Source organism: Fodinibius salicampi (assembly GCF_039545095.1).
Classification (GTDB): Bacteria; Bacteroidota; Rhodothermia; order Balneolales; family Balneolaceae; genus Fodinibius; species Fodinibius salicampi.
Genome location: NZ_BAABRS010000001.1, coordinates 1219086 through 1231999 on the forward strand (window position 1 = coordinate 1219086; position 12914 = coordinate 1231999).

Below are 12914 nucleotides of genomic sequence, written 5' to 3' on the forward strand. Positions count from 1 at the left end.
GTTTTTCTGTTAATAACCGTTCTCTGTAGTGTCTTTTATACTTTATAATCCCTTAATTTTTGCACTTAAAGTTTCAATGCTGCTCTCCCTTCAAGTGGAACAAAACTAAAATGCAATGTATTGAGAAACATGTTTTAGGGCAAATCATCTATTTACTAAATATTATAATTATAGCGAATAACGGAAGGGAGTCCCTCAGCCGTATCCTGAATACCGTAGGCCCTTCCCTCCGTTACCTCAAAAAGGGTTACGTCGGCCGGCAGCTCAAATTTCCATTGCGGAGCTCCATTGGAATCCAAAACCTGCCAAACCTGGACTTTCTTCCCCGGATGGTGTTGCTGTACCCAGTACCGTCCGGATTCATCTACTGTAAAGCTCTGGAAGGAGGGCCAATAATCCGGCTCTCCCGCTTCATTGACGGCTTTTTTAAAAGTCGACATTCTATCGTTAGCCAAACTATCAAGATCAGAAGAAGTAAAGGGAACCGGCCTGCTTATGCCCTTCGGCTCCCCGATCAGCTCCCCATCCTGATTGTACTGCTGAAAATTAAGGCTGTCGCTTTTACCGATATATAAATTACCTTCCCTGTCTGAGGCCATTTCAATATCCGGGTAAAATTCGGTCGTAAAAACAGTCATACTATTTGACTCAAGATAAACAAGTTTTTGATTTGAAGGGTAAAGCTCCGGCAGCTGCAGTATCTTCAAATCGATAAAGGTACCGTAAGGATTAATTTTAGAAACGGTTATATAATGAGGCTCATCGCCCTCTTCGGGAACCCGGAAGTAGGGGTTGGAAAATGAAACCAGGATATCACCGTTTGGAAGCGGAAACATATTTTGAGGACTTCCGATGGATCTATTATCAAGTTCTGCATCCTTAATATTTACCGTGCGGATATGCTGATTTGAATTCAGATCAAAAAGATCAATTTCACGGGCGTTATTTTGCAGGACATACAACGTATCTGATTTAATTTTGATATTCGAATTAAGCCCTTCGAACTCTTCCGGTCCTTTTCCTTCACGTCCAATAGACTCCCGGTATCTGCCTTCGGATGAAAATTGGTGGATCTTTTGAAGCCTCGTATCAGCTACATACATATTCCCACTTTTATCAACTGATAGTCCTTTGAAATTTCCGATAAGGACATCATCACTCTCGGCCGGTATAACCAAGTCTTCTGTAAGTACTATCGATTCCAGGTTATCTATCCCGGAAGATCCATCGTTTGAAGTGCAACCAACCATTAAAAGCATCAAAAAATAAGCGGGGAACGATCGTTTTATATTTATAAAGGTAAAAGGAAATGATAACCCGGAACTGTTATTCATGATAAAATTTCTGTTCATTAATGTTATTTACGCGTTTAGTGTTTATAAACTAGGTCCTTGTCATCCTGTCCAGATGCCTGTCTTTTTAAGGCCGATTTTATTAGGTTTTTAAAGTTAATAGATCTCTTGTTCATTTTTTTAATCAATAGTATTGTTCCTTTTTGTGTGAACAAAAACGAACCCAAAAAACCACCGGCGATGAAAATGTTGCTGTCGTTTAGGGGCCTTCGTTAAAATCATTTAAAACTCCTCCCGTTGGTCGTCAAACAAAAATGATTTTTTAACACTACGGCCCATGCACTTTTACCAGCAACATATTCAAAGGCCGGATGGGCAATTTTGAAAGCGACACAGCCCACCCCGGACCATTTCTGTGTGACGAAGGGTGGCCCGGAGCGGGAATCAACGTTTCCGGGCGTTGTCCACCCTGAGGAGTTAAATGGTCCTAGAGCTTTTACGAGCCTTTTGGGGCAATGCCAAAAGGCGGATAAGAATTAAAGAACAATTCATTTGTGAAAACCAATGGTTCGTTTCCATATTGGTAAGGTATGATCAATTAAAATTTTATCCAGAACTAAAAAAGCTATCCGCGGAACGCTTTATTACTACCAAAATAGTAATATATATGACTTTTCATAAAATCAATTCTCCATTTAGTAATTATTGAGAAAAAATTATCCTTGTTGGATGGATACCTTATACAACTACTAATGGCAAGGCAAATGCATAAACTTTTAAGATTATCTTCTTTACTCCTGCTCTCCCAGTTTAATATCGTACCGCACAACCTCTTCCAGCCCGGTCTCTTTATCCCTCTCGCGAGTATAGAGCTTGCCACTTTTTATCACTTCGATCTGTTTTTCCTTCGGCCATTCGAATCGGGTCAGCAATTCTCCATTTTCAGCATCCAGCACCCACCATTCATACATCTCCAGGTCATCGGTATAGACAGAAACCCATAGACGATGCTCATCATCCGGTTTTATTGTGTTGAAGGCCGGCCAGGTTTCGGGAAGCGTGTCATTTCGTATAGCTTTTACTACGTTTTCGTCTGAATTTTGATACCGGGCTAGCGCATCTTCCAACTCCAGGGGAATTTCAGGATCCGGATGGAAAAAAGCCCGCTGATATTGTCCCTCTTCATTATATGTCTTGAAATGCAGATCTTCCGTCCATCCATGTATCAGCTCTTTCCCCGAATAGGCGAATCGAGAACTCCGTTTATAGGGTACCCTAAACATTACAGTTTCTCCCTCTTGATCTATAAGTGTTTGTCCTGTCCACGCAAAAGAAAGGAGATCATGCTTCAGGTATTTTTTCTCTAAGAAATCATACAGTGATACTTCGTAAGTACGTCCTTCCACATTATCCACCACCGAACTGACTGCCTCATCACCAAAAAATATCAAATAATTGCCGTCTGAACGGACATAGAAATCAATGGGTTTGTAAGACAGCTTTTTTTTGCGGGTCTGGTCTAGCCAAGATGGAGGAGCATCCGTTTCTTCGTTAAGAGAAAGAGATACATCTCGAATATGATCCATCGCTTGAAGGTCAAATACCGACATTTTCTGATACATATAATCCAGTACATGCAGGTTGCCATTAGCAACTCTGATCTTCCAAATCATCTGGAACTCTCCCGGTCCCCGGCCTTGCCGCCCAATACTATCGAGATATGATCCATCAGCATTATAAGCATGAACGACTTTCGCCTGATAGTCGGGAATATAGACCCTTCCCTGCTCATCTACCTCTACATTTATCAAAATGCTTCCGCGTATCACTTCTGCGTCCTCATAAGTAACCTCCTCTTCCAATACAATCTCCCGGGTCGGTTCCATATCCGGGGAATGCACCGTCAGGTTATCGAGGTCTTCTACATGTTCAGGAATCTCAACGTCTTTTTCCGCCGCACAGCTATATATTACAGCCAGACAAGCAACCCATATCCAAAAACGACTATGTGATATTTCTCTTTTACATTTTTCCATCCTTATTTTCCCTTGGTTTAAATTTTGTTGTTCCATTTTATCCCTTATTGGTTGATCTTGAAAATTTCCTTTAGAGGAAAGCGGTAAATGTACCCTGTAACCCCAGAGGTAACATAAACGGTATCGTCTTTGACAGACATTGCCGTTGGTGGAACTATATTGTTGTCCAATACTGCAAACCATATATTTATAAATGTGAGAACATGGCGCTAAATAGATGCGTGAAGCAAATAATCTAAGATTTATTATAATTTATAAAGGCCATTCCGCCCTGTAAATCACACCCTCAAGTGTACTTGAAAAAAAGATATCGGAATCTTCAGATATCGCAAATCTAAGGGGTACCGGAGAAGGGTTTTCAAGATCCCGAAAAGTAATAACAGTTAATTCTTCACCATCATTGGGAACCCAAGCTATAGTTACAGGACGATTTTCTCGAACATTAAGTAAAACACCTACTCCTTTATTGTTTGCCGAAATGCCAAAAGCATATGCAAACTGCAAAAGGAATTCTCCACTATCTATTCGCGATTTGTTTTCCTCAAATAAATCTTCAAATAACCCATCAATCGCAGGGACTTTTAAATTCTTTTGCCATAACAATGCCCCTGAATGAGAATACTTCTCTAATATGGCTGTTGTTTGCTGGAATGAGAAAAACCCTGATTCATTACTGCTTAATAAAACATTATTTTTATATATAGCCGGGATATTACCTGAATATATAGCCTGACGCCTTTCATCTGGAGACTGAGTAACCATATACTTTTCACTCACCGCATCTCCGACATACTTTTTGCTTTCGGATTCTATATCTACTAATGTTAAAAGAGAACCATCCTTTCCACCGGAGGGCATAACAAATTGACGTGAATTTATGGCTTCTATCCCTGATGGCATACCCGGAAAATCAACGAAGCCCAAGGGTATATCTTTGATTAGATTTCCAGCATAATCATACGTAATTAATTTTTGGCCGTTAATATCATATACAAGAAAAATGTTATCGAACTTCCAGAACTCACCTATGCTCTGAAATTCCCCCGGACCTCTGCCCGAGCTACCAAAAGAAAACGACTTTTGTCCGTAAAGATTAAATTTAGCAATTTCGTCAATTCCCGCATCATAAAGGAGGAAACCGTCAGATACTGATTTTATCCATGCAGGACTGGCAATCTCATTGGTAGTATCTGCATTTAAAAGAATTGAGACTTCCTCGACTTTTTTTTCGTTAAAAGATATATTTTTCTCCTCCTTCTCAGTAGAGCAATTGACAAGAAAGATCAATAAACAAACATTCAAGTATTTAATCATCGTAGTAATAATTTTCATGAGCTAAGTAAAGCATAACTAATCCACCTTTTTACCATTTTATTTTTCTCCATGAGAAATCATTTATTTTCTATTATTTCGACGTTATAGCGCACAATCTCCTCCAGGCCGGTCTCTTCTTTGGTTTCCCGGGTGTACAGTTTTCCATCTTTTACTGCTTCGATAGGTTTATCCCGAGGCCAAGTAAAACGGGCCAGCAGGCTCCCATCAGTGGCGTCAAGTACCCACCATTCATAAACATTCATATTTTCTACTGTCGTGGCGATCCAGAGCCGGTCTTGATCATCGATTTTCATTTCCGTAAGAACCGGCCATGTTTGCGGGAGGTCCATTGATTGCATGCTTTTGATATATATATCCGGAACTTCAGCTTCAATAGCGGATTTTCGCGTTAAAGATATTTTCTTATGTGGATAATAAAACGCATGCTCATAGACTCCATTCGGGCTATATGCTTTAATCAAAAAAAGGTCCGGTTCTGCCAAATAAATCCCATTGTCACTTGAAAGGACCGGCAATGCATTTCCAAAAAAGTCTTCCACGTGATAACCTAATATCGCGGACGATGAAGATGTCCCAACATTAGTCCCTGTAGCTACCTTAAGATCAAGTAGCTTCTCTGATGCTATTTTTCCGGTGCTATCCAACAGGTAAAACAAGCCTTTAATTTCAAAATTTTGCCATATTTTATTTGTTTTAGAGCTATCCGATTTAAATTTGGCAAGATAGGTATTGTTATTTCTTACATATAATTGGTCTATACTGGGATAAGCTCGATCCAGTGCCCGATATTTTCCCCTGTTCTGGGCAAGTAAAATTGTTTGATCACCGGCCAGGGTATCGAGCGTAAACACACTTACTTTATATTGATTAAAATCATAGACATATAAACGATTCTTACGGATCTGCAAGCTTTTAATAAAACCAAATTCACTGGGTCCCCGACCTTCTCGTCCAAGTTGAGTTATAAACCGACCATCGGGATGAAAGACATGAATGGACTGGTTTTGTACATCTGCAATAAAAACTCGTCCCGAACTATCAACGGCTATATCGCCCATCCTTCCAACTAATATTTCCTCTCTACTTCCAAACGTTTGCTCGCGTTCTAATTGAATCTTCCTCGCTGGCTGAGGATCCGTTGAATAAACCGTCAAATTATCCAAATCCTTGACATGCTCGGGAACCTCAACCTCCGGTTCTGAGGTACAGCCGAATACCAGTAAAAGCGCGGCGCAATAAATCCCCTTTTTTATTTTAGAATAGTTTCCCATGGGTTCTATTTATCAATGGATTCATATCGTAACAGATCAAATCCCAATCCCGCTAATTAACTGTAATTAATTCAAACTTTTCTCACTTAGCAAGTCGTCCTATTACATTTGGATGCGGTATTTTATCAACTGCTGGACTCCTGTTTCCTCATTCGTTTTGACGGCATACAGATACCCATCTTTAATAACTTTAATTCTTCTTTCTTCGGTATTCCTGAACAAACGTCTTCCGGGCCACTTGAATATTCCCATTGGCTTTCCATTCTCATCCATAACCCACCATCGGTAGTAATCTGAATCGTCTGAAATGGTACACACCCACAGTCGATTTTCATCATCCAGTAGCATGTAGTGTAAGGCAGGCCAGGTTTTTGGAAATTCGGTATTATGAACGGCTTGCTTCATCCGCCGGGAATAGTTTTTATAGCGGGCAAGAATGTCCTCTTCCCTTAATGCACTTCTGGTATAAGGATAGTAAAATGCCTCAAGGTATTTTCCCGCAGGATCGTACTTTTTAATTAGAAATTCCTCCGTCCAGGCCGAAAATATATGACCATCGGTTGAACTCACCATCAATGCATTCCGGTGAAATGGCAAAGTAGGTGACTTTGCCAACTGAGGACCGGGCATACCCGTCCCCTGATGTAAATTGACATCTTTTTCCTTAAATATTTGATCAGAAATAATATTTCCTTCCCAATCCAGAAGATAATATCGACGATATCGGTTGTTTGGATTATCAGGTCGCAGGGGTTCGGCAAATCCAAATAAAAAAGTACTATCATTTCTGACAAAATAATGGCCCTGATCTGGGTTGTATCCGCTTAGCTCTTCGATATTATCCCAACTTTGAGGATTCAATTTTACCGTACCAGTGGAAGAAAGAGATCTGAGCGAAAAAACATTTATCCTTTGTAACTTATAGTCATAGGCGTACAAATGATTTGACTGTATCTGAATGTCAGAAAGTATTTGAAATTCCCCGGGACCTGCTCCCGCTCTTCCCATAGTCGATATATGGCTGCCGTCAGGTTCAAAAACATGAATTGTTTGCCTGTTACTTTTTATTCCTCCTTCCGCAATATAAACCCGGCCTTGTTCATCTACGGCCACAGTCCCCATTGATCCGATACCAACACTATCCGTAAACATGGCCTCCTTTTCAAATCGAATGGTATCTGTCAACTCCTTATCCAGTGAATATACAGTAAGACTGTCAAGGGCTTGGATATGTTGTGGAATATCCAAACGATCTGCTTTATGCGTCTGCTTTTGTCTATCTTTTTGATGGGTAGAGCACCCAATGATAACTAATAAGCAACCATAAACGCTGACATATGCTATTATTTTTAGGATTTTCATCTTCCCTCCTCAAAGCCTGATTAATGAATAATTAAGTCTATATACATCAACGGGTAGTGACCGTCGTGTTTAAAGTCTATGCCATATATCTTTTCGTCCCACATTGTTAGCTGACTGAGTTCATGAGGAGCGTTGAAATAACTCACGGCTTCCGAATCCGTTTCCATAAAAATCTAATGCTGCAAACATCCTGAATATGGACTTCATCCGAATCAACTTGTGCTCTTTTAAAGGCATATATAAAGCTTAATTACAATGATGATCTGTTATATTTTATATCCTATTCTAAATCAAACCGGTAAATGTACTCCTCAAAGATGGACCCAAAATAGACCTGGTTTTCATCCTGATCGATAATAAAATTAGAAACATTAATGCCATAAGGCCGTTCTTCACGAATTTTGGGATCATTGTAGGTGAAGAATTTTACCCATTCCGCTTGATATTCTTTTTCATCACTGTGATAACTCAAATGATAAAGTTTACTGCCATGAGAAAAATATAAATCACCATTCTCTGTCAGAAAAGATTTCCCGATCAGTCCCTTCACCCCAATAGACTCCGAAGCTGTTCGTGCTGGTTTATCGACCGGCTTCAACGGCGGATTGTCGGGTAAATCTTTTTCGGGGACCTTCACATAGATCACATGATATAGTTGATGACTATTATCATATAGAAAGATATACGGAAGGCCTGTATATGAAACAGCTACCTCGCCCCGACTGTTTGTATCCATGCTATAATTATTGTAGGCTCCCGGTTGCATCCCACCGGGAATCAGGCGCGGATGAAAGCTCCCCGAAGAATCAAAGGGCGGTGCTGCCTGGTAAAAAGAGATCAAATCTTCCGTAGGGTTCATCGCCCCAGTTGAAAGATACAATAAGGAATCTGTAATACTCATTGATTTGGTACCCGTTAGTGCAGTACCGTAAATTACCCGATTGAACGTTGTTTGAAGATTAAAACTGTAATCAAATATCTGTATGCGGGCATTCGAAATATCGGCGGTAAAAATATGATCTGTATTTCTCATCAATCCAATTAGATCGCTGTATTCACCCGGACCCCGGCCACTGCGGCCTATTTTCCGACAGATCGTCCCTTTCTGGTCGATAACCCAAATACAGTTCTGCTGTCCATCGGCCACATATAAGCTGTCCCCTATTTTTATCAATCCCGCTACTCGTCCCAATCGACCTGATGGAGACAATGAATCTACGCTGCTATCGGCCATCACATGTTCTGGTTCGGCGTAAAAGGTATCTATCGGGAGCTCAGCCAGCGGGACAATGGAGTTCGGGGCCGATTCCAGCAGGGCATTTAAGGTCTCGCTTTCAGTTTTCGGAATTTGGGGTGCATGTTCTGTGCAGCCCGACAATATCAAAATACAGGCCATCAGAAACCATCCAGCGACAAAGGGTATGTTATTATTCATGTTTACTGACTTGTTTTGTTAGACTTATCCATCTTCTTTTGATACTCAGAGTAACAAACTTATTCCTGCATACACTGCAATTCTTCTTTGAATGAAGGTAGCGGAGCCGGCAAGGAGTAAAACTCACTTGTTTTATGATCCGACGATATCCTTGCTGAAATCGAAGTTTCAAAACAATCATCACATCCTTTTTTATAGCTGACTGCTCCCCACAGGTCCCATGCCTTAATATTACCGAGCGTTTGGGCATTAACCTCTTTTGCTCCAAACCAGGAATCGTCTTCCAGCACTAACTGTATCGGAATATTATTTTCCCGGGCATAGTCGTACCATTTCAACAGTGATTCCTGGCACCGGGTACAGTCCTCTTCAAAAACGCCCTGTCCAAAATAAAAGGACACCATCTCATCTCTACATGAACCGATATCTGATAATAAGGTTGTTTGTATATCTGTCCCATCCATCGTATAAACGGTATCTCCATCAACAGCCAGAAGTTCTCCATTCGACAACGCACCTCGTTCCCGGAAACGATCGGTTTGGATGTTATAGGAAATAAGTACATCCCCTAGTTTATAGGAATGCACCTGCACGTACAGCATGTGGTCTTCAAGATAAGCCGATGTAATGAGTATATACTCCGGCATGATTTTTTCCTTCCAGAAAATTTTTGCAATCGGCCGTTCTAAGGAATTGGTATTCTTGGTAATTTCCCTTCCTAACGCTAATTCTTCCACCCCGGGAATACGCCGCTTATACAACGAATCGCCATTGAAAAGAACAAATCTGTTTATTCCCTCTCGTGTAATAAGAATAAAATCCCCGGAGGCATATATTGCTTCGGAATCATAAAACGGGTTCATGGGGCTCTCATCCCGGATATTAAACAATGATGCGCCGGGATCTTCAAGCTTGTCAACGGGACGAAATGCTTCAATCATCACCCCTGTTTCAAAAGGATTTGTTTCTTCAAAATCCATTACGAATCCATAGGGGATGCCGCTATAATTTATTATATGAGAAGCTGACTTCTTTAGTTTTTTCCGTTCTATGCTCAGAAATGTGGTTTTATCCAGGGTGGTAATATGCAATGCCCGGTTATCCAGTACATATAAGGCGGTGTCGATGAGCGCCAAATCTAATCCGTCGGTCAAAAACTCTCCCGGTCCCCTTCCCTTTTGCCCAAAAGATGCTAAGACGTTCCCGTCCTTATCCAACTTTACCACTTGGTAATGGTCGTCTGCAACGGCGTAGAAATACTCCCCGTCATACTGCACGTTACTGAATCTCCAATAATCCTGCGCTTGTAATGGATTGATACTTAGCCCCACACATACTATCAGAAGTAGCAGATACTTTGGATATTCCAAACATACCAGCTGTAGTGTTTTCATTAGTTTCCGGGCTGTAAAGTAGTTCATGTTTATCCTCTTATTCTAAATAAAACTGGTAGATATGCTCCTCAAAGATGGACCCGAAGTAGACCTGGCTTTCATCCTGATCGATAATAAAACTAGAAACATGAATGCCATAAGGCCGTTCTTCACGAATTTTGGGATCACTATAGGTGAAGAATTTTACCCATTCCGCTTGGTATTCATTATCACCACTGTGATAACTCAAATGATAAAGTTTACTGCCATGAGAAAAATATAAATCCCCGTCTCCCGTCAAATTCACTTGGCCGATCAGCCACTTTACCCCAATAGCCTCCGATGCCGTTCGTGCTGGTTTATCGACGGGCTTCACTGGCGGATTGTCGGGTAGATCCTTTTCGGGGAACCGTACATAGATCGCATGCTGCAGTTGATGAGCGCTATCATATAGAAAGATATATGGCAGGCCTGTATATGAAACGGCTACCTCGCCCCGACTGTTTGTATCCATGCTATAATTATTGTAGGCTCCCGGTTGCATCCCACCGGGAATCAGTCGCGGGTGAAAGGTCCCCAGGGAATCAAAGGACGGTGCTGTCTGGTAAAAAGAGATCAAATCTTCCGTTTGGCTCATCGCTCCGGTTGAAAGATACAGCAGGGAATCCGTTGCACTCATCAATTTATCAGTCGTAAAGGCATTACCGTAAACAACATGATTGAATGTTGTTTGAAGATTAATCTTTTGATCAAACTTTTGTATACGGGAATTAGAGATATCAGCGGTGAAGACATGTTTCCTGTTTTTCATCAAACCACCTAAATCACCATATTCGCCCGGACCATGACCGCTGCGGCCTATTTTCCGACAGATCGTCCCTTTCTGGTCGATAACCCAGATACAATTTTGCTGTCCATCGGCCACATATAAGCTGTCCCCTATTTTTATCAATCCTGCTACTCGTCCCAGACGGCCTGATGGAGACAATGAGTCAACACTGCTATCGGCCATCACATGATCCGGCTCGGCGTAAAAGGTATCTACCGGGAGTTCAACAACCGGAACAATGGAGTTCGGTGCCGACTCCAGTAGGGCATTTAAGGTCTCGCTTTCGGTTTTCGGGATATTAGGGGCTTCTTCTGTGCAGCCCGACAATATTAAAATACAGGCCATCAGAAACCATCCAGTGACAAAGGTTATGTTATTATTCATGTTTACTGACTTGTTTTGTTGGACTTGACTGCATTTTGGTTCTGGCCTATAACTATTGCCTCTCCTCAAATTCAATGCGGTATTTCACAATACGATCTATCCCTGCATCCATATTTTGGTGGTGGCTATACAAATATCCATCTTTGACAATTACCTCATATGAAGAGCCCATAACACTTCTCTGAGACCGTTCGCCCGGCCAGCTAAATTTGGCTATCAGCTCCCCGTCCTCTTCCAAAACCCAACCCTCGTAAGTACTATCGCTGTCGGTAATGGAAAATACCCACAGCCGGTTTTCATCGTCGACCTCTATGGCATGCAGCGCCGGCCAGCTGTCGGGCACTTGACCCTTATTTTCACTGATTAAATCCATTTTCGACTCACTTAATTTTGCCTCAGACAATGTAAGGGAACTATTATCGTACGGGTAGTAAATAGCTCGCTGATAGTTTCCATCTTCATCATGGACTTTAATTAAAATATCTTCGGTCCAGGCGGTATAGATTGGTCCGTCATCCGAGATCGCTACCAGGGAACTTCGTCCAAAAGGCATCGTTCTGGGCATCCTTATATACCCCTCTGAACTTCTCTCGGTGTCAGGGAAATAAAAGCGAAATCGCTCCAGCTCCAGGACTCGTCCGGGCATTAATTCTCCCTCATTAGAAACCCGGCTGTATAACACCGTTGGAATGTCTGCTTCTTTGTTTAATGCTAAGTTACGTTGTTTTAATAAGAGGTTCCCATCATTTGTTGCATGCAGCTCGTCGCCTTTTAGCCGGTACGCCAGCGTATCTTCATGCTGTACTTTATCCCGTTGAATTAATTCTTCATCAAGGAGAGAAAAATCCTCCAATGAAAAGACCGAAAACTTTTGCAGCCTCGGGTCAAAGACAAACAGCTTTTTATTTCTGATATCCAGTGAACCGATCGCTTCAAACTCTCCCGGTCCCCGGCCAAAGCGGCTGAATGTCGTCAAGTGACTACCGTCTGGATTAAAGACATAAATTCCAAGAGTACCCGGTACAGATCCTACAATAAAAATACGACCTTGATTATCTACTGCTGTTTCACCGATATATCCTTTAATAAACACTTCTTCATTGCTCTCAAGGACCTGTTCTTGTTTAAAGGTGACGGTATCATATTCCTGGGTATCCGGGGAATAGACCTTCAGGCTGTCCAGTTTTTTTATATGATCAGGGATATCTGCTCCTTCAGCGGCAGATGTTTGGGAAGATTTTTCTTCTGAACAACCTATGAGCAAGGCTATAAAGAGTAGCCCGGTTTTTAACAGTCTCACGATGCCATCCCTTTTTATAAATTTACTACTCCTATAGTAGATAAATATTGTCAATCCCGCAAGTTGCTGCCGGGCATATCAGAACGCCCTATCCTTTTTTCAAGCCTGGCCTTAAAAAAAGACATATACTGAGAAACCGATTCGGTTTATTCTTATAAAAGTGTGGAATACTATTACTTTATTTGATATTCGGCATCTTTATTCCTTTCCCTTATTCTTTGTCGTCTTTTGACATTTCACATAGCACTTTTGGTCGCCAAAAGTGCTACAAAAACGACCGGCGAACCGGCTTTGGCG

10 protein-coding genes are annotated in these 12914 nt (G+C 41.5%); all 10 read right to left on the reverse strand.

Annotated elements, in window-relative coordinates:
* Positions 1-155: 155 nt before the first annotated feature.
* The 10 genes from ABEB05_RS04980 to ABEB05_RS05025 all read right to left on the reverse strand — a co-directional run bounded on the left by ABEB05_RS04980 (position 156) and on the right by ABEB05_RS05025 (position 12617).
* Positions 156-1334: a 6-bladed beta-propeller gene (locus tag ABEB05_RS04980; RefSeq protein WP_265788063.1), complete on the reverse strand. Its 1179-nt coding sequence runs from the start codon at positions 1332-1334 to the stop codon at positions 156-158.
* 749 nt (positions 1335-2083) lie between these two features.
* Positions 2084-3328, reverse strand: a complete 1245-nt coding sequence (locus ABEB05_RS04985) for a 6-bladed beta-propeller (RefSeq protein ID WP_265788065.1) — start codon at positions 3326-3328, stop codon at positions 2084-2086.
* Positions 3329-3580: 252 nt separating this feature from the next.
* Positions 3581-4660 (reverse strand): 6-bladed beta-propeller, encoded by a 1080-nt coding sequence (locus ABEB05_RS04990; RefSeq protein ID WP_265788067.1) that lies wholly within the window; start codon positions 4658-4660, stop codon positions 3581-3583.
* A gap of 59 nt (positions 4661-4719) precedes the next feature.
* Positions 4720-5934 carry a 6-bladed beta-propeller gene (locus ABEB05_RS04995; RefSeq protein ID WP_265788069.1) on the reverse strand — a complete coding sequence of 405 codons (1215 nt, stop codon included), beginning with the start codon at positions 5932-5934 and terminating at the stop codon, positions 4720-4722.
* 102 nt (positions 5935-6036) lie between these two features.
* Positions 6037-7296, reverse strand: a complete 1260-nt coding sequence (locus ABEB05_RS05000; protein ID WP_265788071.1) for a 6-bladed beta-propeller — start codon at positions 7294-7296, stop codon at positions 6037-6039.
* A gap of 20 nt (positions 7297-7316) precedes the next feature.
* Entirely contained in the window at positions 7317-7463 is a 147-nt protein-coding gene (locus ABEB05_RS05005) for a hypothetical protein (RefSeq protein ID WP_265788073.1), read from the reverse strand.
* A gap of 113 nt (positions 7464-7576) precedes the next feature.
* Entirely contained in the window at positions 7577-8731 is a 1155-nt protein-coding gene (locus ABEB05_RS05010) for a 6-bladed beta-propeller (protein ID WP_265788075.1), read from the reverse strand.
* A gap of 59 nt (positions 8732-8790) precedes the next feature.
* Positions 8791-10152: a hypothetical protein gene (locus ABEB05_RS05015; protein ID WP_265788077.1), complete on the reverse strand. Its 1362-nt coding sequence runs from the start codon at positions 10150-10152 to the stop codon at positions 8791-8793.
* Between the two features lie 10 nt (positions 10153-10162).
* Positions 10163-11317, reverse strand: a complete 1155-nt coding sequence (locus tag ABEB05_RS05020) for a 6-bladed beta-propeller (protein ID WP_265788079.1) — start codon at positions 11315-11317, stop codon at positions 10163-10165.
* Positions 11318-11369: 52 nt separating this feature from the next.
* Complete coding sequence (locus ABEB05_RS05025) at positions 11370-12617, reverse strand: 6-bladed beta-propeller (RefSeq protein ID WP_265788081.1); 1248 nt, start codon at positions 12615-12617, stop codon at positions 11370-11372.
* Positions 12618-12914 lie beyond the last annotated feature (297 nt).